Annotated in this window: 25 protein-coding genes; 6 read left to right on the top strand and 19 right to left on the bottom strand. The window is 71.9% G+C overall.

All coding sequences use genetic code 11. From position 1 onward, the window contains the following. Positions 1-170: 170 nt before the first annotated feature. On the bottom strand, positions 171-527 hold the full coding sequence (locus tag ITJ56_RS13450) for a VOC family protein (protein ID WP_194631115.1): 357 nt from the start codon (positions 525-527) through the stop codon (positions 171-173). A gap of 86 nt (positions 528-613) precedes the next feature. Beyond that, entirely contained in the window at positions 614-1345 is a 732-nt protein-coding gene (locus tag ITJ56_RS13445) for an OBAP family protein (RefSeq protein ID WP_194631114.1), read from the bottom strand. 89 nt (positions 1346-1434) lie between these two features. Between ITJ56_RS13445 and ITJ56_RS13440 the strand changes: the two genes are divergently transcribed. Beyond that, positions 1435-2256 carry an aldo/keto reductase gene (locus ITJ56_RS13440; RefSeq protein WP_194631113.1) on the top strand — a complete coding sequence of 274 codons (822 nt, stop codon included), beginning with the start codon at positions 1435-1437 and terminating at the stop codon, positions 2254-2256. A 104-nt stretch (positions 2257-2360) separates the two neighbouring features. Then, positions 2361-2882 (top strand): peptide-methionine (S)-S-oxide reductase MsrA, encoded by a 522-nt coding sequence (gene msrA / locus ITJ56_RS13435; RefSeq protein ID WP_111024046.1) that lies wholly within the window; start codon positions 2361-2363, stop codon positions 2880-2882. Between the two features lie 18 nt (positions 2883-2900). Here the strand turns inward: msrA and ITJ56_RS13430 are convergent, their stop codons facing one another. After that, entirely contained in the window at positions 2901-3260 is a 360-nt protein-coding gene (locus ITJ56_RS13430; RefSeq protein WP_194631112.1) for a UBP-type zinc finger domain-containing protein, read from the bottom strand. A 177-nt stretch (positions 3261-3437) separates the two neighbouring features. On the opposite strand from ITJ56_RS13430, the gene ppk2 reads away from it, so the two are divergent. Next, complete coding sequence (ppk2, locus tag ITJ56_RS13425) at positions 3438-4346, top strand: polyphosphate kinase 2 (protein WP_194631111.1); 909 nt, start codon at positions 3438-3440, stop codon at positions 4344-4346. Between the two features lie 19 nt (positions 4347-4365). Here the strand turns inward: ppk2 and ITJ56_RS13420 are convergent, their stop codons facing one another. Continuing rightward, the gene (locus ITJ56_RS13420; RefSeq protein ID WP_194631110.1) at positions 4366-5175 is read right to left on the bottom strand and encodes an N-acyl homoserine lactonase family protein; all 810 of its coding nucleotides are present in this window, start codon (positions 5173-5175) and stop codon (positions 4366-4368) included. Positions 5176-5250: 75 nt separating this feature from the next. Between ITJ56_RS13420 and ITJ56_RS13415 the strand changes: the two genes are divergently transcribed. Then, positions 5251-5901, top strand: coding sequence for a cyclase family protein (locus ITJ56_RS13415; RefSeq protein WP_194631109.1), 651 nt, complete (start codon positions 5251-5253; stop codon positions 5899-5901). Next, the gene (locus tag ITJ56_RS13410; RefSeq protein ID WP_194631108.1) at positions 5898-6614 is read left to right on the top strand and encodes an alpha/beta fold hydrolase; all 717 of its coding nucleotides are present in this window, start codon (positions 5898-5900) and stop codon (positions 6612-6614) included. Before ITJ56_RS13415 ends, ITJ56_RS13410 begins: the two co-directional genes overlap by 4 nt. A 45-nt stretch (positions 6615-6659) precedes the next feature. Here ITJ56_RS13410 and ITJ56_RS13405 read toward each other — a convergent pair whose 3' ends face one another. The 10 genes from ITJ56_RS13405 to ITJ56_RS13360 form a co-directional block, all read right to left on the bottom strand. Further along, a complete protein-coding gene (locus tag ITJ56_RS13405) occupies positions 6660-7937 on the bottom strand; it encodes an amidohydrolase family protein (protein ID WP_323749813.1) in 1278 nt (425 codons plus the stop codon). Positions 7938-7957: 20 nt separating this feature from the next. Continuing rightward, positions 7958-8782, bottom strand: a complete 825-nt coding sequence (locus tag ITJ56_RS13400) for an ABC transporter ATP-binding protein (protein ID WP_228517825.1) — start codon at positions 8780-8782, stop codon at positions 7958-7960. Then, complete coding sequence (locus ITJ56_RS13395; protein ID WP_323749812.1) at positions 8779-10521, bottom strand: dipeptide/oligopeptide/nickel ABC transporter permease/ATP-binding protein; 1743 nt, start codon at positions 10519-10521, stop codon at positions 8779-8781. Before ITJ56_RS13395 ends, ITJ56_RS13400 begins: the two co-directional genes overlap by 4 nt. Continuing rightward, positions 10514-11575 carry an ABC transporter permease gene (locus ITJ56_RS13390; protein ID WP_194631107.1) on the bottom strand — a complete coding sequence of 354 codons (1062 nt, stop codon included), beginning with the start codon at positions 11573-11575 and terminating at the stop codon, positions 10514-10516. Before ITJ56_RS13390 ends, ITJ56_RS13395 begins: the two co-directional genes overlap by 8 nt. A 106-nt stretch (positions 11576-11681) precedes the next feature. Next, complete coding sequence (locus tag ITJ56_RS13385) at positions 11682-13262, bottom strand: ABC transporter substrate-binding protein (protein ID WP_194631106.1); 1581 nt, start codon at positions 13260-13262, stop codon at positions 11682-11684. A gap of 110 nt (positions 13263-13372) precedes the next feature. Next, complete coding sequence (locus ITJ56_RS13380; protein ID WP_194631105.1) at positions 13373-14758, bottom strand: amidohydrolase; 1386 nt, start codon at positions 14756-14758, stop codon at positions 13373-13375. Further along, entirely contained in the window at positions 14751-15356 is a 606-nt protein-coding gene (locus ITJ56_RS13375) for a cysteine hydrolase family protein (protein WP_194631104.1), read from the bottom strand. The genes ITJ56_RS13380 and ITJ56_RS13375 overlap by 8 nt, the downstream gene beginning before the upstream one ends. Before the next feature lie 113 nt (positions 15357-15469). Continuing rightward, a complete protein-coding gene (locus tag ITJ56_RS13370) occupies positions 15470-15994 on the bottom strand; it encodes a cytidine deaminase (RefSeq protein ID WP_194631103.1) in 525 nt (174 codons plus the stop codon). Further along, the gene (locus ITJ56_RS13365; protein ID WP_194631102.1) at positions 15991-16752 is read right to left on the bottom strand and encodes an amidohydrolase family protein; all 762 of its coding nucleotides are present in this window, start codon (positions 16750-16752) and stop codon (positions 15991-15993) included. The genes ITJ56_RS13370 and ITJ56_RS13365 overlap by 4 nt, the downstream gene beginning before the upstream one ends. A 198-nt stretch (positions 16753-16950) precedes the next feature. After that, positions 16951-17445, bottom strand: coding sequence for a hypothetical protein (locus tag ITJ56_RS13360; RefSeq protein ID WP_194631101.1), 495 nt, complete (start codon positions 17443-17445; stop codon positions 16951-16953). Between the two features lie 110 nt (positions 17446-17555). On the opposite strand from ITJ56_RS13360, the gene ITJ56_RS13355 reads away from it, so the two are divergent. Continuing rightward, on the top strand, positions 17556-18251 hold the full coding sequence (locus ITJ56_RS13355; RefSeq protein WP_323749811.1) for a GntR family transcriptional regulator: 696 nt from the start codon (positions 17556-17558) through the stop codon (positions 18249-18251). Positions 18252-18432: 181 nt separating this feature from the next. Here ITJ56_RS13355 and ITJ56_RS13350 read toward each other — a convergent pair whose 3' ends face one another. The 5 genes from ITJ56_RS13350 to ITJ56_RS13330 are packed head-to-tail and all read right to left on the bottom strand — an operon-like array spanning position 18433 to position 25774. Further along, positions 18433-19893: an amidase gene (locus tag ITJ56_RS13350; RefSeq protein ID WP_194631100.1), complete on the bottom strand. Its 1461-nt coding sequence runs from the start codon at positions 19891-19893 to the stop codon at positions 18433-18435. Beyond that, the gene (locus ITJ56_RS13345) at positions 19893-21887 is read right to left on the bottom strand and encodes a primary-amine oxidase (RefSeq protein ID WP_194631099.1); all 1995 of its coding nucleotides are present in this window, start codon (positions 21885-21887) and stop codon (positions 19893-19895) included. The genes ITJ56_RS13350 and ITJ56_RS13345 overlap by 1 nt, the downstream gene beginning before the upstream one ends. 28 nt (positions 21888-21915) lie before the next feature. After that, positions 21916-23445, bottom strand: a complete 1530-nt coding sequence (locus ITJ56_RS13340) for a gamma-glutamyltransferase (protein WP_194631098.1) — start codon at positions 23443-23445, stop codon at positions 21916-21918. Continuing rightward, positions 23442-24536, bottom strand: coding sequence for an FAD-dependent oxidoreductase (locus ITJ56_RS13335; RefSeq protein WP_194631097.1), 1095 nt, complete (start codon positions 24534-24536; stop codon positions 23442-23444). The genes ITJ56_RS13340 and ITJ56_RS13335 overlap by 4 nt, the downstream gene beginning before the upstream one ends. Next, the gene (locus ITJ56_RS13330) at positions 24533-25774 is read right to left on the bottom strand and encodes an aminotransferase class V-fold PLP-dependent enzyme (protein ID WP_194631096.1); all 1242 of its coding nucleotides are present in this window, start codon (positions 25772-25774) and stop codon (positions 24533-24535) included. Before ITJ56_RS13330 ends, ITJ56_RS13335 begins: the two co-directional genes overlap by 4 nt. Positions 25775-25815: the final 41 nt, after the last annotated feature.

The following is a 25815-nucleotide window of genomic DNA, read 5'->3' as shown; positions in this document are numbered from 1 at the left end:
GGAGGTCCTTCTCACATCCCAACGACTACAGCGAGTCGTCGCAGCTCAACCAACGTCCCTGGGCAGTACACCTAGCGACACAGCGCCCGGCCACACAGCGGACGGGAGGCCCGTGGCGACACCGCCACGGGCCTCCCGTCCGCACGGGGTGCGTCAGCACCCGGCCGCCGTCAGCCCTGCGGCGGCGAGTAGAGCTGCAGGTCGTTGCCCTCGCTGTCCTTGAAGGGCATGATCTTGCCCCACGGGTGCTCGCTGATCTCGCCCTGGATGTCCGCGCCTCGGCTCTTCAGCGCGGCGACCTCGTCCTCGATGCTGCCGTCCGGCTGGAACGACACGACGGCACCCCCGTCGGTCGCCTGACTCGCGGACTCTCGCCCGTTCAGGCCGATCATCAGGCCGCCGGCATCGATCTCGCTCCAGTCGTCCGACTGGTCCTTGACGGTGAGACCGAGCGTGTCGCGGTAGAACGCGACGGCGCGCTCCATGTCGCTGACCGGGACCCAGACTGCTGCGACGCCACTTGCCATGGTGTTTCCTCTCGTCGTGGTGTCGTCTGGACGGTAGGCAGCGGCCGTGCACGTCGACACAGGGTCCGTGTCCCCCGTGGTCGTCGTCAGGGGCGTCCGTCGTCCGCGTCGACGACGCCGGGGGTCGGGGTCGTCCCGGTGAAGGCGTCGCGCATCGTGCCGACGCCGTGCTGCGGGTGGGCTTGGTCCAGGTACTTCGCCCGCGATTCCTTGCGCGGCTCGGGGTCGGTGTGCATCGCCCGGTTCCGGTCCTGCTGCAGGGCGCTGTCGACCTCGCCCTCGCGGTTGAACGACCACATCAGCATCGGGTCGCCGATGGGCAGGTCCTGTGCCGGGTGACCACCCATCGGGGTGCTGTGCCAGGTGTGCCAGGTCTTGCCGTACGAGTTCACCAGGTGAGCCATCAGCTCGGTCTCCACCGCGATCGGCAGGCCGGGAGCGACGAGTTCGCCGGAGAAGACCTCGTGGTTGTGCGGGTGCCAGGACGCCCGCTCGTCCTCGGGCAGGGACTCGAACAGCCGCTCGGACACGATGTACTCGATGCCGATCAGGTTCGCGTCCCTGGTGTTGCCGTCGAAGAGCACGCACTGCAGCATCTCGGCGTTCACCACCTTGCAGAAGTGGTGCGCCTCCATCTGCACGTCGGGCTCACCCTTGACGCAGTGGAACCCGACGACGTAGACGTCGAAGCCCCGCAGCGGCGCCGAGGTCTGCAGTGCGTCGGCACCGCGGTCGAGCAGGGCGAGCTCGAAGCCGCCGGCCTCGCCGGGCGGGGTGACGCCGGTCTTCCGGTCGTGCACGCTGGGGTTCAGGGGCATGGGGGCGTCCTTCCGTCCGTTCGAGGTGGCCGCCATGCAACCCGGGAGCCCCTTGGAACGCTGTGCGGTCGCGGCGTACTGTCCGCTGCATGCCCGCACTCATCGACACGTTCACCCTGTCCAACGGTCTGCACATCCCGAAGATCGGCTTCGGCACCTGGCAGATCCCGTCCGGCTCCGACGCGTACGACGCCACGAAGACGGCCCTCGACCTCGGGTACCGCCACATCGACACCGCCCTGGCCTACGGCAACGAGGCGAGCGTCGGCGAGGCCGTCCGTGACAGCGGCATCCCCCGTGACGAACTCTTCATCACCACGAAGCTGCCGGCCGAGATCAAGACCGCGGCCGGCGCCCGCGACGCTTTCGAGGAGTCGAGCCGCAACCTCGACCTCGGGCACGTCGACCTGTACCTGATCCACGCGCCGTGGCCCTGGAGCGACATGGGCTCCGACCACCGCGACGGCAACGTCGAGGTCTGGAAGGTCTTCGAGGAGCTCTACGACGCCGGCCGCACCAAGAGCATCGGTGTCTCGAACTTCGCCGTCGCCGACCTCGAGGACCTGCTCGGCCGCACGGACGTCGTCCCGCACGCCAACCAGATCCGCTGGTTCATCGGCAACACCCAGGACGAGACGACCGCCTTCGACCGCGAGCACGACATCCTGACCGAGGGCTACTCGCCGCTCGCCACCGGCGGCCTGCTCGAGAACGAGCACATCGCCGAGATCGCAGCGAAGTACGACAAGACCGTCGCCCAGGTCGCGATCCGCTACCTGCTCGAGAAGGACGTCCTGCCGCTGCCGAAGTCCACGACCCCGTCGCGCATCGCCGCGAACGCCGACGTCGACTTCGTGCTCGCCGCCGAGGACGTGGCCGCGCTCGACGCGCTCGAGGACACCGCGAGCTGACGGCCCACTCCGCGACACCTTCGCGCGACGGGAACAGATCGTCCCGGTTGCCGGTTGCACCACACGGTGTCGCAGCCAGTGACACGAGAGCCCAGGAGGCCACCATGACCACTACCGAGACCGCCATCCTCGCCGGCGGATGCTTCTGGGGAGCGCAGCAGCTCCTCCGTCGTCGTCCCGGCATCGTCAGCACCCGCGTCGGCTACTCCGGCGGCGACGTGCCGAACGCGACGTACCGCAACCACGGCGACCACGCCGAGTCGGTCGAGATCGTCTTCGACCCGTCCCAGATCTCGTACCGGGACCTGCTGGAGTTCTTCTTCCAGATCCACGACCCGTCGACGAAGGACCGCCAGGGCAACGACATCGGTCGGAGCTACCGTTCGGCGATCTTCTACACGACCGACGAGCAGAAGCAGGTCGCACTCGACACCATCGCGGACGTCGACGCGTCGGGCATCTGGCCCGGCAAGGTCGTGACCGAGGTCACCGCGGCCGGCCCGTTCTGGGAGGCCGAGGACGAGCACCAGGACTACCTCGAGAAGAACCCGCACGGTTACACCTGCCACTTCGTGCGTCCGGGCTGGAAGCTCCCGCACCGCGACGAGGCGACCGCGGCCGTCTGACCTGACGACCGCGGCGGATCAGCGTGATCCGCCGAGCAGTTCCAACCAGTCCCCGGGAAGGCGATCCGCCGGCCCGGGGACTGACTGCGTCACGGGGTGGCTGGTGGGTGCTGCGAGCTCGAGCCCCTCGGACCGGGTGTCGTCGCGGTAGTCCCACGCCCAGGTCTCGCCGGGCTCGTAGCTCTGGATGACCGCGTGCCCGGTCTCCTCCCAGTGCCGTGTCGCGTGCGTGTTGAGCGAGTCGTCGCAGCAGCCGACGTGGCCGCACGCCGCGCAGCGGCGCAGGTGCACCCACCAGGAACCGGTCGCGTCGCACTCGACGCACCCGTCTCCGCTCGGTGCGATCTCGGGGTGGATCATCTCGGCCTGGTCCGTCATGGTCACCATCATGGCCTGAGACAGAGCACGTGCGGTCGGGAGGCGCGGGGCGGGCCCGCACCGCGCCTCCAGGCCGTCACGGGTCGCGTCCAGGGTGACCGCGTCGGGCGGTCGTGCGGGTGGCCGGGCCAGGATGGCCTGGGGCCGACAGCCGGTCGGCCCGCAGAGGAGGACACCGTGGACACAGCACCGTACTCGCAGCCGTTGCGGGAGTACATCGAACAGCTGCGGACCGAGGGGTACAGCGTCGCGGGCGGCCAGACGGCCGACCCGGACCTGATCGACCCGCACGGCAACCCGGTGCTGACCTGGCAGGACGACTACCCGTACTCGGAGCGACTGCCACGAGACGAGTACGAGTACCAGAAGTACCTGCTGCAGATCGAGCTGCTGAAGTGCCAGTACTGGCTCGAGGACACCGGGCAGAAGGTCGTCGTGCTCTTCGAGGGGCGGGACGCCGCGGGCAAGGGCGGCACGATCAAGCGGTTCACGGAGCACCTCAACCCCCGGACCTCGCGGGTCGTCGCGCTGAGCAAGCCGACCGAGCGCGAGCGCGGCGAGTGGTACTTCCAGCGGTACGTGCAGCACCTGCCGGCCGCCGGCGAGATGGTCCTGTTCGACCGCTCCTGGTACAACCGCGCCGGCGTCGAACGGGTGATGGGCTTCTGCAGCGACGACGAGTACGAGTCGTTCATGACCCAGGTGCCGCAGTTCGAGCGGATGCTCGTCGACTCCGGCATCCACCTGACGAAGTTCTGGTTCTCGGTGACCCGGCGCGAGCAGCGGACCCGGTTCGCGATGCGGCAGCTCGACCCGGTGCGGCGGTGGAAGCTGTCCGACATCGACCTGCTGTCGCTCGACCGGTGGGAGGACTACACCGAGGCGAAGACGGCGATGTTCACCCGGACGAGCAAGCGGTACGCGCCGTGGACGATCGTGCGGTCGAACGACAAGAAGCGGGCACGACTCAACGCGATGCGGTACTTCCTGACGCAGTTCGACTACCCGGACAAGGCCGCCGACGTGATCGGCAAGCCCGACCCGCTCATCGTCCGCCGGGGCAAGCGGGACGTCGACATCGAGTGATCCCCGCCGCTGAGTCGCGTCAGCGCCGCCAGGGCCCCCACTCCGGGTCGTGACCGGGCCAGACCTCGGTGCCGGGCTCGTCGGCCAGGTCCGCCAGCCGATCGATCGAGCGCTGCGCGTCGGCTTCGTCCCCGCTGACCCCCACCCACCCGCACGGCGTCCGCTCGGTCAGGTTCCGTTCGAGGTCGGCCGCGTCGCACGCGAGCACCACGGTCCGGTCCGGCAGGTCGACGCGGAACGACTGGTGCCCGGGGGTGTGTCCGCGGGTGTCGAGAGCGGTCAGGCCGGGGGCGAGCTCGGTGTCCCCGTCGAGCAGCAGCACGCGCACGTCGGCGCCGAGCACGTCGTCGACGACGACCGTCTCCCGCCGGCCGATGCCGCTGCGGAGCCAGTCCCACTCGCGCCGTTGCATCGTGACGGGTGTCCCCGCGGGCACCAGGCGGAGCCCTCCGGTGTGGTCGAGGTGCACGTGCGACAGCGCGCAGAGCGCCAGGTCCTCCCACGCGAGCCCGGCGGCCGCGACGCCGCCCGCGAGCGCGTCGCCCGGTGGGACGACCGCGGTGTAGCTCTCGTACTCGTAGTGCGCGGCACGGGCTTCGGGGTCGCGCACGCGATCGAGGTTGAACCCACCGTCGACGAGCACCCAGCCGTGGTCGAACACGACCACGACGGCGGTCACCGGTTCGAGCAGGAACCGCGACGGATCGCCGCCGCGCAGTGAGATCGACTCCGGGATCGGCTCCCAGCCGAGCACGAGGGGGACGAGCCTCCGCGGACGTCCCGCGAGCCCGGGCCCACCTGCGACCGTGCCGTCGACGACATGCTCCATGCTTGCACCTCCGGACCAATTGGATACAATCTGTACCAATCCGAATCCATTGTGCCGCAGCTCCCGGAGGAAGCCATGACCGACGCGATCGACATCAACATCCCGATCCACACCGACATGCTGCACTGGGGCCGACGCCCCACCTTCGAGATGGTCGAGGAGATCGCGAACGGGTACCCGTCGGACGTGTCCCGCTGGCTGATCGGTGCCCACACCGGCACCCACGTCGACGCTCCGTCGCACTTCGTCCCCGGCGCGACGACGGTCGACGAGATCGCGCTCGAGAGCGTGGTCGGCCCCGTCCGGGTCCTCGACCTCCGGCACGTCGACGAGGAGATCTCCGCTGACGACCTCGAGACCGCAGGCGCCGCGGGCGCGGAGCGCGTGCTGTTCCGCACCCGGAACTCGACCGATGCGCTGACCCGGAACGAACGGTCGGAGACGTGGGTCGGTCTCGGACCGGGCGGCGCACAGTGGCTCGTCGAGCGCGGGGTCCGCTTCGCCGGTATCGACTACATGACGATGGAGGCCCCCGCGCACACCGAGGCGTGGCCGACGCACGTCGCCCTCTGCGGTGCCGGCGTGGTGATCCTCGAGAACGCCGACCTGTCCGAGGTCGAGCCCGGCGACTACCTGATGGTCTGCCAGCCGGTCCCCTTCGCGGGACGCGAGGCAGCGCCGGCTCCGACCGTCCTGCTCCCCCTGAGCGTCGCGGTCGGCGCGTGACCGCCCCCGGTACGGCCGCCGCCGACGACGTCCACGTGGTGCTGGTCCACGGCGCCGGCGGTTCGCCGTCCACGTGGTCGTCGGTCGCACCGCTCCTGCGTGACCGCGGCTTCGCGGTCACGCTCGCCGACAACGCGATGACTTCGCTCCGGGACGACGAGGCCTCGGTCCGCGCCCTGGTCGACGACATCGACGGCCCGGTCCTGCTCGTCGGCCACTCCTACGGCGGCGCCGTCATCACGAACGCTGGGACCCACGAGCGTGTCGTCGGACTCGTCTACGTCGCGGCGTTCGCGCCGGACGAGGGTGAGTCCGTGACCGGGATCGTCAGCGCCCGCGAGCCAGCCCTCGTCTCGCAGTACTCGGACCGCGGCCCGGACGGCGAGTGGATCACCCGGGACGACGACGAGGCGCGGCGAGCGCTCGCCTGGGACGTCCCCGAGGACGTCGTGCTCGCATCCCGTGGCGAGGAGCACCGTCCCACGGCGGACGCCGCCTTCCAGCAGCCCACCGGGGAGCCCGCGTGGAGGACCCGTCCGAGCTGGTACCTGCTCGCGACACGTGACGCGCACCTGCTGCCCGAGATCCAGCGCGACTTCGTCGCGCGCACGGGGGCGGCGGTCGACGAGGTCGACACGAGTCACGCCGTGGCGCACGCCGCCCCGGAACGGGTCGTGGCAGTCATCGAACGTGCCGCCGCCGCGCTGCGCTGAACGACCCCACTGAACAGCCCCGCCCCGCGCGGGTGGTGACCACGGTCAGGAGGCCGTGGTCACCAGTCCGTCCAGGTCCTTGACCACACGCCCCGACTGCAGGACCGCGCGCACGCTGGCGGCGTCGGCGAGCGCGGCGACGTCGACGAGTGGGTCGACGCTCGAGACGACCAGGTCGCCGACCTTGCCGAGCTCGACGGAGCCGAGCCGGGCCTCCAGGCCGAGCAGGCGAGCACCCTGCAGGGTGCCGGCCGCGACCGCGTCGAGCGGTGACAGGCCGACCTGCACGAACCGGGCGAGCTCAGCGAGGTTCCGGCCGTGCGGGTGCACGCCCGCGTCGGTTCCGAGCGCCAGGGGGACACCGGCGGCGACGGCACGGCGCACGCTGTCGAGGCCACGGGCGTGCAGTGCTGCGCGCTGCTCCAGGCGCTCCGCCGACGCGGTGGCGGGATCGAGTTCGCGCAGGAGCGTGCTCAGGGTCGGGACCAGCACCGTCCCGCGCTCGACCATCAGCGCGATGGTCTCGTCGCGCAGGTCGTAGCCGTGCTCGACGCTGGACGCTCCGCCGAGCACTGCGGCGCGTGCCGCGGCGTCGGTCAGTGCGTGTGCCGTCACCGGGCGACCGCCGCGTTCGCCGACCAGGCGGACGACGAGCCGGACCTGCTCCTCGGTGATGCCGACGTCGTCCGGGTCGTCGGTCGGCGAGCCGACCCCGCCGGACGTGGAGACCTTGATCGCGTCGGCGCCGGTGCGCAGCAGGGCGCGGACCATCCGGACGACGTCCTCGTCGGTGTCGACGACGCCCGGCGCCGGCATGCCGGGGCGCACGGCCCAGGCGGGCAACGACCCGTTCGGCCGGACCGGGTCGGCGTGCCCACCCGTCGGCGAGAGCATGGCGATCGCCAGGTGCAGACGCGGGCCGATCACGGTGCCGCGGGCGATCGCGTTGCGGTAGCCGGGTGTCAGCCCGTCCAGGTCACGCGCGGTCGTGACGCCGGCGTGCAGGGTGGCGCGGAGCACCTGCGCGACCTCGAGCACGTCCTCTTCCGGGAACCGTGCGCGCTGCTCCTCGGGCGTCGTCGGCACCATGCTGAGGTGCACGTGCGCGTCGACGAAGCCGGGCAGCAACCACCGGCCGGTCAGGTCGAGGGTCGTGACGTCCGCGACCGGGGTACGTCGCGGACCGACGTAGGTGATGTCGCCGTCACACAGCTCGACCTCGGCGTCGGCGCGCGGTGGAGCCCCGGTCCCGTCCACCAGGGTCGCGCCGACCAGTCGGAGCATGCCGTCGGCGTGCGGGGTCGTTGGGAGTCGTTCCGCCACGGCGGGCCTTCCTGGATCGGTCAGCCGGCCAGGCTGAAGCGTGCGGAACCGGGGTCCGCGTCGAGCAGGCGACGCGTGTACCAGTGCCGGGGGTCGGCGTAGATCTGCTCGACCGGTCCGGACTCGACGACCTCGCCCTGGTAGAGCACCACGACCTCGTCGCTCACGCGCTGGACGACCGCCAGGTTGTGCGAGATGAACATCATCGTGAGCCCGAGGGACTCCTTGATGTCCGCGAGCAGCTCGAGGATCTGCGCCTGCACCGAGACGTCCAGGGCTGAGGTGATCTCGTCGGCGATCACCAGGTGGGGGTCGATGACCAGCCCGCGCGCGATGGCGATGCGCTGCCGCTGGCCGCCGGAGAACTCGTGGGGGTAGCGGTGCATCATGTCCCGCGACAGCCCGACGCGTTCGAGCCAGCCGCCGATGCGGTCCTCGTGGGTGGACACGCGGGGACGGACCGGGTCGATCGCCTCGGCCAGGGTCTGCGCGACGGTGCGCCGGGGTGAGAGCGACGAGTACGGGTCCTGCGGGATCATCTGGATCCGGCGTCGGTAGGTGCGCAGGGCGGCGCGGTCGGCCGTTGCCAGGTCGACGCCGTCCACGGTCGCGCTGCCCGAGGCGGGCTTCACGGTGCCGACCAGGACCTTGGCGAGCGTCGACTTGCCCGAGCCCGACTCCCCGACGACGCCGACCGTGCGACCCCGGGCCAGGGAGAGGTCGACGCCGTGCAGCACCGTCGTCGAGCCGAACGCGACGTCGAGGGATCGGACGTCGATCATCGGGGCGGTGTCGGTGTCGGTGTCGGTTGCGCGGCGTTCGCGCGTCGCCGTGGTGTCGGTCATGCGTGGGCCTCCGCCTGCTCGGTGCGCGTGGACTCGGTGGGCACCGTCACGACCGGTGTGGCCGCCAGGAGCTGCTTCGTGTACGGGTGCTCGACGGTGTCCGGTGACAGGCCGGCGACGTCGTCGATGCGCTCGACGATCTCGCCGTTCCGCATCACGAGGACCCGGTCGCACAGGGCACGGACGACGCCGAGGTCGTGTGAGATGAACAGCACGGCGGTGCCGGAGTCCTCGTTCATCCGCTTCAGCACGGTCAGGACCTCGCGCTGGACGGTGACGTCGAGGGCGGTGGTCGGCTCGTCCGCGATGAGCAGGTCGGGCTTCGTGCTCATCGCCGAGGCGATCATCGCGCGCTGCTTCATACCACCGGAGAGCTGGTGCGGGTACTGCCGCAGGCGGCCCTCGGGGTCGGTGAGCATCACGGCACGGAAACCCTGCGTCAGCAGGCGCATCGCGTCGCGTCGGCTGTGGCGGAGGCGCATGCGGAGCACGTCGGACAGCTGCGTCCCGAGCACCATGGCGGGGTTCAGCGCGGTGCCCGGGTCCTGGTAGACGAGGCCGACCCGGGATGCCAGGACCCGGTCCGGCACACGTCCGAGCAGGTCGACGCCCCCGAGTTCGAGCCGTCGCGCGGACCCCTCGAGCCCCTCGCCCAGGAGCTTCGCGACCAGCGAGGCCGTCAGGGACTTGCCGGACCCGGACTCCCCGACGATCCCGAGGACCTCGCCCCGCCGGATGGTGAACGAGACGTCCTGCACCAGCGGGCGTCCGCTCGCCGCGTGCTGCACCGAGATGCCGTCCGCGACGAGCACCGCGTCGTCCTCGACCGTGAGCGTCGAGACCCCGGTCGCGCGGGTGGTCCGGGACCGCGTGCTGTTCGAACGCGGGTTCGCGGCCGCGGCCAGCCCGTCGCCGACCAGCAGGGCGGCGAGCGATGCGAAGGTGAGCGCGACCGCCGGGCCGACGATGACGATCGGGTTCACGACGATGCGGTCGAGGCCGTCGTTGAGCAGGGTGCCCCAGTCGAACGCGGGGGTCTGGGCGCCGAGCCCGATGAACGACAGGCCGGAGATCTCGACGAGGGCGCCCGAGAAGGCGCCCGCGATCAGGATGAGCGTCGGCTCGGCCATGTTCGGCAGGACGTGCCGCAGGGCCACGCGGTGTGCGGGGACGCCCATCAGCCGTGCGGTGGTGACGTACTCGCTGGTGGAGATCTTGGCCGCCAGGTTCGCGGTCAGACGGGCGAACCCGGCGATGTTCGCGACCGCGATGGCGACGACGACCTGCACCATGCCCTGTCCGAGGATCGCGGCGACGATGATCGCGACCAGCATGGTGGGGTAGCTGACCGCGAACTCGATCCCGCGCAGCCCGAGCTCGCGCACCCGCCGGGGCGCGAGCCAGACGCCGATGCCGAGGGCGATGCCGACCACCGCGGACAGTGCCGTCGCGGCGAGGGCCATCAGGACCGTGGCCCGGGTGGCGACCAGGGTACGCGCGAGCATGTCGCGACCGAGGGTGTCGGTGCCGAGCGGGTGTGCCGCGGTGGAGCCGAGTCCGGCGGTGCCGCCGATGCCCGTGGCCTGCGCGCCGAACACGAACGGGGCGACGATCGCCACGACGAGGATCAGGCCGAACATCGCGAGCCCGACGATCAGTCCGCCGTTCCAGGCGAAGGTGCGGGGACGCGATGCCGGATTCGTGGTGGCGGCCCGGACGGCGGTGATGGTGTCAGCCACGCTTCTCCCCGAGGGTGCGCGGGTCGATGAGACCCAGGATGATGTCGATGACCAGGGTGATCACGAGCGAGATGAGCCCGATCACGAAGACCGCGGCGCGGATCACGGGGTAGTCCTTGTCCACCGCGATCGCCTGCACGATCACACCGCCGAGGCCGGGCCAGGCGAAGACGGCCTCGGTGATGAGCGCCGATCCGAGCAGCGCCGTCAGGATGATCCCGGACAGCGTCAGCGCGGTGGTGAGCAGGTTCGGCAGCATGTGCTTCGCGTAGATCGACAGCGCCGGCAGCCGCCACCCGCGGGCGGTGCGCATGTAGTCCTGCTCGAGGATGACGGCGGTCTCGCGGCGGACGATGCGGGCGACCGAACAGGTACCGCCGACGGTGAGCGAGGCGATCGGCAGGACCGCCGCTGCGCCGAAGTCGTAGGCCGGTGAGTACGCGGGCGGCAGGACGTGCAACAGGACCGCGAAGACGACCACGAACCCGGTGGCGAGCACGTAGGTCGGGATCGAGGAGATCAGGCCGGTGACCGCCGAGAACGAGACGTCGAGCCACCGGTGCCGGTCGCCCCGGGTGAGGACCCCGACCGTCATGCCGAGTGCGAGCCCGAGGACGAGCAGCAGCAGGACCGCCGCGATCGTGATGGTCAGCGTGTACGGGACCGCCGTCATGACGATGTCCATCGCCGGAGCCCGGTACTTGTACGAGTCCCCGAAGTCGCCCTGCACGACCCCGGCCACGTAGTGCCAGAGCTGGACGGGGATCGGCTGGTCCAGACCGAGCTGGTGACGGACGAGCTCGACCTGGGCGAGGGTCGCGGTGTCACCGGCGATGGCAGTCGCGGGGTCGCCGGGGATGAGCTGCACGATCAGGAAGGTCACGAGGACGAGCAGCGCCAGGTTGATGACGAGGCCGACGGCGCGGCGCAGCAGGAAGCGGCGCCAGGCGCCACCGAGGCCGGCCGCCCGGGGTGCGGCGGCGTCCAGGGGCCCGGGGCTGCCGGGGGTGCCCGGACCGGGCACGGGGGGATGGTCGACGGTGGTGGTGCTCATCGCGGGTCCTCCTGGTGCTCCGGTCCGGGCTGGGGTGGTGCTCGTTGCTTGGTGCTTGTTGCTTGGTGCTTGTTGCTTGGTGCTTGTTGCTTGTTCGATCAGGCGATCAGGAGACGATCCGCATCGCGGAGACGTCCCAGTAGCCCGAGAACACATGGGTCTCGAAGCCCTTGCGGGCGACGTACCGGTGCGTGTCCGTGATGAGCGGGGTCATGTCGACCCGCTCGAGGATCGACTTCTGCGCGGTGGCGAAGTCCTCGCACTGCTGGTCGGCGTCCGACGTGGCCATCGCCGCCTGGTAGGCCGCCAGCCCCTCGGGGTTGTCGCTCGAGGACACGTTCGTGCCGCCCTCGGAGTACGTCGGACCGAGGTAGCGCGCGATCGAGGTGTTGATCAGACCTGTCTGTGCGTCCTCGGCTGCGACGGCGACGTCCCAGGTCTCGGGCTCGGTGCGCATCTGCTTGGTCCAGTCGGCGGGGTCCGGCGCCGAGACCTTCACCGTCGCGCCGGCGCTCCGCAGCGACTCCGCCAGGAAGTCAGCAGCAGGGTCCCAGTTCGACATGATGAGCAGGCGGATGGTCTTGCCCTTGAGCTCCTTCGCCGCGGCCTTCGCGTCGTAGGACTGCACGACCGACGTGCCGTCGACCGCGCACCGGTAGCTGGCGGCGTTGACGGTGGTCTGCTTGACTCCGAGTCCGTCGAGACCGGCGTTGTTGAACCCCTTCGTGTCGATGGCCTGGGCGACCGCGGTGCGGAGCGGCTGGTCGCCGGCGAACACCGAACCGGAACCCTCGGCCTCGTTGAACACGAGGTTGTAGGCCGAGCTGGCGAACTTCACGGTGGAGTAGTCGTCGCCGCTGAAGCGCTCGGCGTTCGAGTCGTAGAAGCGTGCGACGTCGACACCGCCGGACTGCAGCAGGTTGGCGCTCGTGTTCGAGTCGCCCTGCACGGTCAGGTTGATGGTCTTCGCCGGCTCACCGGTGACGGTCTTCCACTCCGGCCACGCGTCGTAGTCGGACCGCAGCGCGTACGAGACGCTCTTGCCGGCCGACGACTTCGCGAGGGTGTACGGGCCGGACCAGGCGCCGTCGACGGTCCCTGCAGCGAGGCCCTTCGTGTCGGCGAGACCGGCCGGGCAGATGATGCCGGTACCGGGTCGGGTCAGGCCGCCGAGCAGCTGCGAGTATGGCTCACTGAGCGAGATCGTGAGGGTCCCCGCGGAGTCGTCGGCGGTGAACTTCGGGTCACCGGAGCCGAAGGCCTGGTTCTTCCAGGTCTGCGCGCCCGAGTCGTCGAGCCCGACCAGGTACTGGAAGGACTTCTCGACGACCGTCGGTGTGATCTCGGTGCCGTCCGAGCACGTCGCACCGTCGCGGATCGTGAACTCGTACTTCGACGCCGACTCGGCGTCCCACTTCGTCGCGAGACCGCCGATGTAGCCGCCGTCGTCACCCTCGCCCTGCCGGAGCAGGGTGTCGAAGCCGAGTCGTGCGACCTCGACGTCCGAGCTGGCCGACGCCTTCGCGGGGTCGAAGGTCGCCGGGGCGTACCAGAGCTCCGCGTTGATCGTGTCGGTGGTCGACGTGCTACCGCCACCGTCGGCGGAGCCGGACGCGGTGCACGCGCTCAGGGAGAGTCCGACGGCGGTCGCCAACGCGACGCCGACGAGGATGCGCTTCCTCACCATGGTGCTGTCCTCCATTGGGATTCGGGGTGATGCCAGGGAGTCAGTCCCAGAGCCGGGTCCAACTTGGATCCAATGTAAGACAATCCGCATCCAACTGTGTTTCGAGTGGATTACATCTGCCGAGGTTGCACGCCGACGCGGAAGACGGTCTCGCCACCGACCTCGGTGCGCAGGACACGTGCCGCGGCGAACTCGTCGACCGTGCACGCAGCCGGGTCCACGTCCAGCAGCACCCAGTCCGCCAGCGCACCGACCCGCAGCACCCCGCGCCGACCCTCGGCGAAGCAGGCGTGCGCGGCGCCGAGCGTGTAGGCCTCGACTGCTTCGAACACCGAGAGCGCCTGCGCCGCGCCGATCGGCTCGTCGAGACCGCGCATCCGACGGGCCGCGGCGACGGGGACCACCTCGCGCGGATCGAAGGGGAAGTACGGCGCGTCCGAGCCCATGGCGACCGTGACGCCGGCGTCGACCCAGGTCCGCATCGGGTTGACCTCGTCGAAACGGCTGCCGAGGCGACGCTGTAGGCCGACGGCGTTCTTCCACGCGATCGAGGGCTGCAGCGAGGCGACGACGCCGAGGCGTGCCGCACGGTCCGCGCTCGCGCCGCTCGGTTCGAGGTACGCGTGGATGAGCTGGCAGCGGAGCCCGGCGACCGATCGACCGGTGTCCCGTTCCGCCGCCTCGAGGCCGTCGAGCACCTCGGCGACCGCACGGCTGCCGACCGCGTGGACGCCGAGCCCCCACCCCGCAGCCACGCACGATGACGCCAGGCGCGCGAAGTCCGCCGCCGAGATCCGCTGCACCCCGTGGTCGTCGCCGGTCCAGGCGCGTTCGAGCAGTGCCTGCCCCTTCATGCCCTCGCCGTCGTAGTAGACCTTGATCGGGCCGAGCCGGAGCTGGTCGTCACCGTCGCCGGTCACGCCGTCGATCGAGTCGAGCACCGCCAGGGCCGCGTCGACGTCGGGGACCGCGGGGGTGCCCAGCTCGGGGTACGGCATCGCGACCACGCGCAGGGTCAGGAGCCCCTGCCGGTGCGCTTCGCGGTACCCCTCGAGCTCGGGCAGCGTGACGGCCGGGTCGACGACGCCGGTGAACCCCATCGCGTGCAGCAGGGGCTGGATGCGGCGGATCGCGGCGAGCCGGTCGTCGAGCGTCGGCGGTGCGTCACCGATCCAGTCCGGGGCGTCCGGGTCGGCGTCGCCGTCGGCGAGCATCGCCGCGGAGAAGGTCCGGGCGTCCGCGTCGGCGTCCACGAGCTGCAACGCCTTCAGGCCGGCGCGCTGCGCATGGGCGTGCGCGTCGATGAACCCCGGCAGGACGGTGCCGGCGACGCGCTCCTCGATCGTGCCCTCCGGACCGGCGGCCCGGACCTCGTCGAGCGACCCGACGGCGACGATCCGGTCCCCGACGACGAGCAACGCCTCGGCGGTCGGCACCTCCGGGTCCATCGTGCGGACGCGCCCCACGACGATCCGGGGGGCCACGGCCTCAGACACCCGCGGGCTCCCGCTCGTCGAGCCAGGTGCGCACGTCCGCCGCGGTCACCAGGGCATCCCGCTGCAGGTACCCGATGGCCTCGAGCGCCGCGTCGTGCGCTCGTTCGCTGGAGCCGGCGACGCAGTCGGTGAGGACCCGGACGGCGTAGTCGTGCTGGTGGGCATCGGCCGCCGTGTAGTGGATGCAGACGTCCGTGAGTCCGCCGACGAGCAGGACGGTGCCGGCCTTGTACGCCTTGAGCACGATCTCGAGCTCGGTGCCGAAGAACGCCGAGTAGCGGCGCTTCCGGATGACGAACTCCTCGGGCCGCGGGTCGATCCACGAGGCGAGCTCGGTCTGCTCCTCGCCCTCGATGCAGTGCGGCCCCTCGGCGCCGTCCAGCTCGCGACCGATGTCGACGAGATCCGGCTTGTGCACCTCCTGGATGAAGACGACCGGTACGCCCGACGCGCGGCAGTGCTCGATGAGGTCGCGGACGCGGGGAGCACGGTCCGCTCGCCCGGTCATCACGGGGATGCCGGGCGTCGGCATCGTCGAGGCGGCTCCGCCCTGGATGTCGACGACGATCAGGACCGGATTGCCGGAGACGGCGAGCATGCGGTGGTTCCTTCCATGACGGAGCGTGCACTCGAGTGGGGACCGGTGCGCGCCGTCGCCGTCATTCTGTGACGGGATCCGACACCGCACGGGTCGGGGGTGTTTCGGTGGCGTTAAACCTCAGGTGTCGCCGCACCGGACGGCACCGCCGCACCGGACGGCACCGCCGGACCGGACGCAGCCCGTGCACTCCGCCGTCGCCGGAACGGCAGCAGGTCCGCGACACCCACGGCGCTGAAGCCGTCCGCGACCGCGACCCACACCCGCGCGTGCGGGGCGTGGTCACCGAGCAGCTCGGCGCACACGCCGCACGGCTCGATCAGGTGCATGGTCCCGCCGGGACGCCGGAGCACTCCCACAACGGACACCACGGGCGACCCGGAGATGACGGCCGCACTCAGGGCCGCGGACTCAGCACAGACGGACGCCCGGCCGGCAGACGCCTCGACGTGCAGTCCGGTGACGACACTGCCGTCCGCGAGCCGGAGCGCCGCGGCGACCTCGTGCACGCCCGTGCGGTACCGCCGGTCGAGTACGTCCGTTGCCGCCAGGAGCAGCTCCCGGTCCCCGGCGTCCATGCCGGACGGCGAACCGTCGAGCACCGGCCGGTCGGACGGGTGCGAACCGCCGTCGCTCACGACCAGCCCAGGATGCGAGCCATGTTGCCGCCCTCGACCAGGGCGCGGTCGCCCTCGTCCGGGATCGCCTTCGCGATCTTCATCCGCTCGAGGTCGAAGTCGCTGCCCGGCCACTCCGACCCGAGCAGGATCTTCTCCGCACCGAGGCGCGCGTACGCCCGCTTGACGTCGGACATCAGGGTGGCGGAGGTCTCGAGGTACACGTGCGGGTTCCGCTCGGCGACGATGATCGCCTCCGGCACGTTCCACACCGCGCCCATGTGGGCGATGATCGTCGGCACCGTCGGGAAGTTCTTCGCGATCTCCTCGATGGCGAACGGCGCGCAGAACGCGTCGTCGAGCGCGTTGATGAGCACCGGCAGGCCGAGTTCCGCGCAGACCTCGAACAGCGGGTCGAGCAGACCGTGGTCCGCAACGTGGTACCCGTGCAGGCTGGGGTGCAGCTTCAGCCCGACCAGTCCGCCCTCGGCGAAACGGCGGATCTCGTCGGTCGCGTTCTCCCACTGCGGCATGACCTGGCCGAAGCCGAACAACCGGTCCGGGTGTGCCGCGACCAGGTCCATCAGGAAGTCGTTCTCGATCCCCTGCGCGAGCGAGCAGACCATCGCCCGGTCGACCCCGGCGGCGTCCATGCGGTCCAGGATCCGGTTCGCGTCGAACGGCGTGTACGCGGGCGGCTGCTCGCCGGGGCGCACGCCGCTCAGGTAGTCACTGCGGCCGCGCCGGTCCTGCGTGGTGTTGTAGGCGTCGATGATCATCGTGGGCGTCTCCTCGTCGGCGGCTCGTGGGCGGTGCTCCCCCACATGTGATCCGATACTGCCAGAATTGGATCCAATTTGGTAGCGCTGGGTTGCGTGACACCCGGCCTGGAGGCGCGGCGCACCCCCGCCACGCAGCAGGCGCCCGGCGAGACGCGCCTCCGCGGACACCACTCGCGTCGCGAGGGCGATGCCGGCTCAGTGCACGACGACCATCGCGCCCATGGCGAGCACGCTCGCCAGCGAGGCCGCCCGTCGCAGGGACTCCCACTTCGGCAGCCGACCACCGACGACCGTCGACAGCACAACGCCGGCGTGCACCGCGACCGCCACCCCGACCGGCAGCAGCACCGCGCTGTGGGAGTGCCCCGTGCCGGCACCGGCATGACCGCCCCCGAACAGCACGAACACCGCGCCGAGCAACATCCCGAGGGCGTGCAGGTGGTCACCACCGGGGCGCGTGTGACGCCGGAGCCGGTCCACCACGGCCGTGCCCATCGCACACCCGCCCAACAGCAGCGCCCAGAACGGTGCGGGCACCACCCCGAGCGCCGGAACGTGGACGTCGAGCATCGCGACGAGCATCACCACCTCGGCGACGAGCGCCACCGGCCCGACCCGGCGCCCACCCGCGACCCCGAGCACCAGGGCAACGAGGGACGCGGCCAGCATCACGATCAGCAGGAAGAGCATGATTGGATCCAATCATGCGCGGGTCGGATACGGCAACGGGATACAACGTCTGTCAGGATTGGATCCGCAGCGGGGGTTCGCTGTGACGACGTACCGAGGGAGACCACGACGTGACCACCAGCGACGGCAACGCACTCGTCGACGACCTCGCCGCCCGGATCCGCGCGAAGATCATGTCCGGCGAGATCCCGATCGGCGCACCGCTCCGCCAGGCCGACCTCGCCGCGCAGTTCGGCATCAGCCGCACCCCGGTCCGCGAAGCACTCCGACAGCTGCAGACCGGCGGGCTCATCGAGGTCGTGCCCAACCGCGGTGCCGTGGTGCGGGTGCCGGTCCCGTGGGAGGTCCGCGAGGCCTACGAGGTCCGCGCCGAACTCGAGTCGCTGGCCGCCCGCCGCGCCGTCGAGCGGCTCGACGACGCCACCATCGCCCAGCTCCGCTCGGTGAACCAGGCGATGTACGAGCGTTCCCAGGCCGCGGCCGAGGGCGAGCAGCCGAAGCAGCGCGAGGGCAGTGACAACGACCAGTTCCACGGGCTGATCTACCAGACCTCGGGCAACACCCGCTTGACCCGGATGCTCGTCGAGATCAACGACGCCTTCCCGCGCAACGTCTCGGCGCTGGTGCTCCGCGAGAACTCCCGGCACCGCGAGGAGAACTTCCGGGAGCACGAGGAGCTCCTCGAGGCGTTCGTCGCCGGGGACCGCGAGCGTGCCGCCGAGCTCATGCGCGACCACGTCCTGCGCGCCGGCGAGCACCTCGCGCACTGGTACGAGCGCCGCTCGTCCACCGTCTTCACCGGCTGACCCGGCTGGCCTGGGTCGCAAGACGCCGGCGTCATCGCGAGACGCCGCTTGCACGACGAGACGCAGCCGAATTCGGCGGCGTCTCGTGCACATGGAGGCGTCTCGCCAACACGACGGCGTCTCGCGAACCCGACCCGCGCCTCCAGGCCGACCGGCCCACCGACCCGACAGCTTCAGCCGTCTACAGCACCGGCGCCCGTCGGATCCAGCCGGTGGCCTCCTCGATCGCCCGCGTCACCGCGAGCAGCTGCGCCTCGTGCCCGTACCGCCCGACGACCTGGACGCCGACCGGCAACCCCTCCGGCGTGAACCCGGCCGAGGTCACCACGACCGGGTGTGCCGTGAGCGTGAGCCGGTTCGCGAGCATCTGCCACGTGAAGTAGCGGTCGAAGTGGTGACCGTCGACCTCGTCGACCCACTCGACCTCGGCCGGCGGTGCGACGACCGGCGTCGCCGGCAGCACGAGCACGTCGTGCCGCTCGAGCACGGCTGCGGTGTCCCGGTACATCCGGGTGCGGCGCTCGTACGCGTCGGCGAGCTGCGCTGCCGTGGTGGCACGCCCCTGCTCGACGTTGCGGACGTAGTCCGGGCGGAATCCGGTGGCGCCGGCGTCGACGGCGTGCCGGCCGCCCAGGAAGAACTCGAACGTCTCGATGGTCTCCCACGCCTCGTCGGCACCCGCGAAGTCGGGCTCGTCCGCCTCGACGACCGCACCGAGGCCGGCGAGCTGCTCGGCGAACGCCCGGTGCACGGCACGCACGGCCGGGTCGATCGGCAGGCCGCCGGCGTCGTCGCTCCACGCGACGCGCAGGCCGGCGAGCTCGACCGGGCGGACCGGGTGCTGCGTCATGGCGGACATCGGCCAGACGGACTTCTCGACGGCGAGCGCCGCCATGAAGCGTGCGGCGTCGGCGGAGTCGCGTGCCATCGGTCCGGTGACGCCGTGCGGTGTCCAGGCGTTGCCGGTCCGGCCGCTCGGCACGCGACCGGGGCTGGGCCGGACGCCGACCACGTTGCAGAACGCCGCCGGGTAGCGCAGGCTCCCGCCGCTGTCGGAGCCGTCGGCGATCGGCAGCATCCGCCCGGCCAGGGCCGCCGCGGCACCGCCGCTGGAGCCGCCCGCGTGCCGCGAGGTGTCCCACGGGTTGACGGTCGTGCCGAACACCGGGTTGAAGGTCAGGACGCCCTGACCCATCTCCGGGGTGTTCGTCTTGCCGATGATGATCGCACCGGCGTCGCGCAGCAGCGTCGCCAGGACGCTGTCGTGCTCGGCGGGGCGCGCGTCGGCGAACGCTGCCGACCCGTTCGTGGTCGGCAGCCCGGCGACGTCCATCAGGTCCTTCACCGCGGTGGGCAGGCCGTGCAGGGGCGGCAGCGGCTCGCCGGCGGTGCGGGCCGCGGCGGTGCGGCGGTCGGCTGCCTCTGCCGCGGCGAGCGAGACCGAGTCCGGTTGCTGGGAGACGACGGCCTGGAGGCGCGGGTTGCGTTCCTCGATCCGGTCCAGGTGGGCGCCCATCACCTCCACCGCCGACACCTCGCGGTTCGCGACGGCGTCGGCCAGGCGGACGGCCGACCAGTCGGCGAGGTGCTCGGGGGTGTGCTCGGTCGCGTGGTCGGCGGCGTGGTCGGCGGCGTGGGTCATCAGCGGCCGCCCTCGTGGTCGTGCTGCTGCTCGGCGTGGACGTGCCCGTCGTGCGCGGCGTGGGTGTCGTGGTCGTGCGCCGCGTGGTCGTGGCCGGCGCCCGGTGCGCAGTGGTCGGTCACGGACGGGGGGACGTCGAGCGAGGGGTTCCGGTCGAAGAAGCCGTCCGGCTCGAGCCGGAGACCGATGGTGTCGACGGGCATGATCGGCCACTGCTCGGGCCGCGGGAAGTGGTGCACGCCGAGGACCGGCCACAGCACGAGCCGCTCGTTCTCGAGGGACCGGTCCGCCCGCTGCCAGACGTGCACCCCGTCGTCGCCGAGCTCGCCCTGGTTCGGGTACTCGCCGGCGATGAAGCGCTCCTCGGGATCGAAGGCGCTCGCCCACAGGTGCTTGGCGACGAAGGGTGCCTTGCGCTCGACGATGCTGCCGGGGCGGACGTGCAGCTGCGCGGTGTTCTGCACCGCCAGGCGGTACGCGGTGCTCTCGCCGTACCGGTTCTGCTCGGACTCGCTCTCGATGCGCCAGTGCAGCGCGCGGGCGGGGTCGGTCATCCGGGCGCCGTCGGCCTCGGACGCGATCGGTGTCTCGACCGCGATGCAGGCGTTGCCGTACGGGTTCAGGGCCTCGTCGGGCTCGGGCTCGGCGTGCACCTCGACCAGCCGGTTCAGCGGCCCGTCGACGGCGGTGTCGAGCCGGACGGCGAAGTAGTGCTGGTGGGTGGGGGCCTGCACGTTCGGCGCCACCATGCGGCCGTACCGCGGGGTCTCGCCGTCGGCGATGCCGGAAACCGACATCAGACCGGTGAGCTTGACCTCGAGTTCGACGGAGCCGTCCTGGTACAGCGACCAGTAGAAGCCGTAGTCGTAGTTCGCCACGGTCGCGAAGCTGGAGATCACGAGTCGGCGGCTGCGACGGACCTCGGCGCTGCCGGTCCGGGTGTTGACGTGCTTCCAGAGGATCGAGTCGTCCTCTTCGTGCAGGCAGATGCCGTTCACGATGGTCTGCGGTTCGCCGTGGCCGTCCAGGTAGTCGACGTCGAAGTACCGGATCTCCCCCAGGCAGTCGCAGCCGAGCTCGAGGCTCGCGGTCAGGGGGCCGGCGCCGTACTCGCCCCAGTCGAAGAAGTTCTTGCGGTACGCGGTCGGGTCGCTGTCCAGGTACGGCACGTACATCTCGTTGACCGCGGCGCGGTGCAGCACCGGGCGCACGACGTCGCCGTCGCGGTAGGCCAAGTCGTGCAGTACCAGGCCCTCACGGTGCGAGAACCCGACGCGGAACGTCCAGTTCTGCCAGCGGACCTCGTGCCCGTCGATCTCGAATCCGGGGCCGTTCGGCTGCACGATGTCGAGCGCGGAGACCTCGCGGTCAGGACCCCAGGTACCGGACGTGTACACGCCGGTCTCGCTCGCCATCGGGATGACGCCGTGGTCCTCGATCCGGATCACCTCGAGGGTGTCCAGGTCGAGGATCGGGACGAGTCCGGCGACCGGTCGGGCGTAGCCGTTGTCCTCGGGGAACTCGCGGTACCAGACCGTGCCCCAGCTCAGGCGGCGGTCGGCGAGGTCCTCGGGCACGAAGCCGGTGATCGACTCCGGGTCGACCCAGACGAGCGAGGTGTCGGTGATGCCGCGCTTCGCGAGCGCCTCGATGATGAGCGGTGACTTCCGCGCGGCCTGCGCGATGAGCCGCGCCTCGTCGCTCGAGACGCCGGGGCGGCGGTGGTCCACGTCGGTCCACAGCTCGACGATCGCGGGTGAGTCCGGGCCGGCGGTCCAGCCGCGCACCTCCCACGCGGCGTGGGCGTCCGGGTCCATCACGACGAGCCGCACCGGCCGGGCACCGCCGGCGGTCGTGCCCCTGGCCTTCTCCTCGTCGAGCGCGATCCCCCAGAAGCGCGGCCGGGCACCGATGCGCCCGGAGGACCGGACGGCGGCGACGAAGGAGGCGATCTCGGCGGAGGTCAGCGGATCGAGGACGTGGGTGCTGCTCATGGGCTTCCTTCTCGGGTGGATCGTGCGGTCAGTGGGCGTCGAGGACGACGGCGCGGCCGTCCGCCCGGGGGTCGCTCGCGGCGTCGAGGTGCCCGTCGGCGTGCAGCCGGACCGCCTGCACGTGACCGGCCTCGTCGACGGGTCCGGTGGTGCGGGCCACCGGCAGCCCGAGGTCCTCGGCCGCGGCGATCGCGCCCTCGGAGCCGGGCTCGGCGACGAGCGTCATCACCTCGTGCCCGAGGTCACGGGCGCCGATCACGAACCGCGGTCGGCCGAGGACCTCGTCGGGGTCGCTGTCCGCGGCGATCAGGTCGCGGGCGAGCTGCGCGAGGATCCACGGCTGGGCGCTGCCGCCCTGGCAGCCGAGGCCGAGCACCAGGTCCTCCGTCTCGGCGATCACCGGCAACAGGGTGTGCGGCGGCCGCAGACCCGGTCCGACGTGGGCGGGGTGCGCGGGGTCGGTGCTGAACGCGGAGCCGCGGTTGTGCAGCACCACTCCCGTCCCCGGGTCGAGGATCCCGGAGCCGAAGAGCTGGTAGACGCTCTGGATGAGCGTGACGACGGTCCCGTCGGTGCCCGCCGCGGTCACCGCGACGGTGTCGCCGAGGGCGCGACCGGCCCGGGGCAGCTCGCCGACCCGACCGGTGTCGCGCGGGTCGAGCATCGCGGCCACGTCGATCGCGCCGCCGCGGGGGTCGCCGAGCTCCGCCTGGCGGACCAGCGCGGCGCGGTGCACTGCGTCGACGAGGTCCGGGGTGGCGTCGGCGAGCGCCTCCGGCAGGATCCCGAGCAGCACGACGCCCTGCGTGGGTGGCGGCGCGACCCACCAGCGGGCACCGCCGATCGTCGTGCCACAGGGCTCCACCAGCTCGGCCTGGTGGACGGCGAAGTCAGCCTCGGTGTGTGCACCGCCGAGCGCCCGCAGACGAGCCGTGATCGAGGCGGCGATCCGGCCCCGGTACATCGCGGCCGGGTCGGCGGCCAGCTCGGTCAGGGTCTCGGCGAGCGCCGGTTGCACGAGCGGACCCCCCTCGGCGAGCAGCGCCCCGGTGCCGTCCGTGAAGACCCCGCGCATCCCGGGGTCGGCGTGGAGCTCGTCGGTCCGGACGGCGATCGCGCGGGCGAGGCCGGCGGAGACGGGGATCCCGTCGGCCGCGAGTCGTGCCGCGCGGGTCAGCGGGTCGCCGAGCCCGAGCCGGCCGCCGAGCGCGGCGATCGCCTGCCACCCGGCGACCACGCCGGGGACGGTGACGGTCTGCGCGCCCTGCCGCGGCATCCGTTCCTGCTGCGCGAGCGCGGCGGCGTCGATGCCGGCGGGTGCGGCACCCGCGGACACCACGGCGACGACGGGGTGACCGGGGCGCCGGACGAGGGCGACGAGGTCCCCGCCGATGCTGCACTGGTGCGGGTAGACGACGGTCAGTGCTGTGGCTGCTGCGAGGGCGGCGTCGATCGCGTCCCCGCCAGCCGCCACGGCCTCGGCTGCGGCGTCCAGGGCGGCGGGGTGCGGAGCGGCGACGGCGACCCGGCGGGTGGGCGGTGCTGCTGTGGCGGTCATGCGGTGGTCACCATCCGTGCGGGGCTCAGGAAGTCGAGGTCGGGGCGGTCGATGCCCTGCACCAGGTCGGCGACGGCCTCGCCGATCGCCGGCCCGAACTTGAAGCCGTGGCCGGAGCAGGCCGCGGCGACGAGCACCTCCGGCTGGTCCGGCAGGGCGCCGACGACGAACCGCTTGTCCGGCGTCATCGTGTACAGGCACGCGACGGCCTCACCGCCGGTGGTGACGATGCCGGGCACGAACCGTTCGAGGAGCTCGGCCAGGTACGCGACCTCGGCGTCGTTCGGCGGGGCGACGGGCACGTCGGGGTCCCACACCGGGCCGGCGTCGATCCCGATCTTCGCGCCGGATCCCGCGGCCTCGGGCAGGCCGAAGACGAGTCCCTCCGGCAGGTCGACCGAGAAGCAGCCGAGTGCCGGCGGCTGCGCCACGACCTGCCCGGTCGGGGCGGTGAGGGTGACGATGCGCCAGACCTCGAAGAACGCGGCGGCCTCGGGCACCAGCTGCGACGCCCAGGCGCCTCCGGCCAGGACGAGCCGACGGGCGCGGATGCTGCCGGCGTCGGTCCGGACGGTGACGACGCCGTCGTCGCCCTGCCAGTCGAGCACGGTCTCGCCGTACCGCAGGTCGGCGCCGGCCGCCGCGGCGGCGGACTGCGCGAACCCGAGCGCACGCGCGGCCTCGAGCACACCGGCGTCGGGGTCGTGGACCGCGCCGTACGTCTCGGGCGGACGCAACGAGGGCGCGAGCGTCGGCCAGGCTGCGCGGTCGGCCGGGAGGCTCGCCCCGCCCTGCATCGTCGGCTCGCCCCGGTGCGCGTACAGTCCGCCCGTCCGGTGCAGGAAGTGCGCGCCGGCCGCGGTCCCCCAGCGGTCCCACCCACGGTAGGCACGGTCGACGAGGTCGTTCCAGACCGGGTGCGGGTAGGCGCGGCGGATCATCCGGGTGGCCCCGTGCGACGAGCCGCGCTCGTGCCCCGGGGCGAAGCGCTCGACCGCGACGACGTCCAGGCCGCGGCGCGCGAGCTCGTACGTGGTCGCGGAACCGTGGATGCCGAGTCCGAGGACGACGACGTCGTGCACGGCCGTCACGCGCGGACCTCGGCGACGACGTCCGCGACGCCGTCGAGCAGGACCCGGACGTCCTCGTCGTCGTTGTAGACGTGCGGCGAGACCCGGACGACGCTCGGCAGGCCACGGGCACCGAGGTCCCACTGCGCGTGGCTCGCGGGGACCGAGATCGAGTCGATGCTGCGCTGGCGGAGCCGGGCCGATACCTCCTTGCCGGCGACCCCCTCGACCGTGAACGTGACGATCGCGGACGGCGATGCGGGCGGGTCCGCCACGGTGACGCCGTCCATGGCGGCGAGCGCGGTGCGCAGGCGGGCACCGAGGCCGACCAGGTGCGTCTCGGTCGCCGCCGGACCGCGCTCGAGCGCCTCGCGCAGGGCCACCCCGAGGCCGAGCCGCGCGGCGACGGAGCACTCCCACGTCTCGAGCTGTCGCGCGGTGCCGTCCATCGTCCACTCATCTTCGCCGGTCCAGACGGCTCCGCGGACATCCGGGGCCCACGCGCCGACGCCGTCGAGCACCCCGCGGCGCAGGTAGGCGAGGCCGGTGCCGCGCGGTCCGCGCAGGAACTTCCGACCGGTGGTGACGAGGGCGTCGCAGTCGACGGCCCGCACGTCGACGTCGATCTGGCCGACGGACTGGGTGGCGTCGACGACCGTCAGGGCGCCGTGGCGTCGGGCGATCGCGCTGATCGCCGTGATCGGCTCGACGAGACCCGATGAGGTCGGCACGTGCACCGCGCTCACGACGACCCGCCCGGTGGCGCCGGAGACGGCGTCGTCGAGGGCGTCGAGGTCCATCGCGCCGGTGGGGTCGCTCGGCACGACGACGAGTCGTACGTCGTCGTGGCGTCGCATGGCGAGCAGCCGGAGTGCCTGGCTGACGTAGCTCGAACGGGGAGCGACGACGGTGTCCCCCGCTCCGAGCCGCAGCGCGTCGAAGACGCCGCGCAGGCCGCTGGTCGCACTGTCGAACAGCGCGATCTCGTCGGCCTCGGACCGGAGCAGGGCGGCAGCCGCGGCGTAGACGTCAGCGACCTGCTCGGTGACCTGGTTGGCGGCTTCGTACCCACCCACCCGCTGTTCCCGGCGCAGGTGGGTGACCACCGCCTCCAGGACGCCGTCGCTGACCAGGCCCGCGCCGGCCGCGTTGAAGTAGTGGCGTCCCGCGGTGCCGGCGGTGCGGGCGCGCTCGGCGGCCACGTCGATCACCGTCCCTGCCGCGACGGCCATCGTGCCGTCATCGAGACCGATCGTCATGTGGCGGGTCCTTCCTCGTGCGCGTCACCCCCGGACGCTGA

Source organism: Curtobacterium sp. VKM Ac-1376 (genome assembly GCF_015351025.1).
Classification (GTDB): Bacteria; Actinomycetota; Actinomycetes; order Actinomycetales; family Microbacteriaceae; genus Curtobacterium.
The sequence above is the reverse complement of the archived record's forward strand: the minus strand, read 5'-3'. Positions and strand labels throughout refer to the sequence as shown.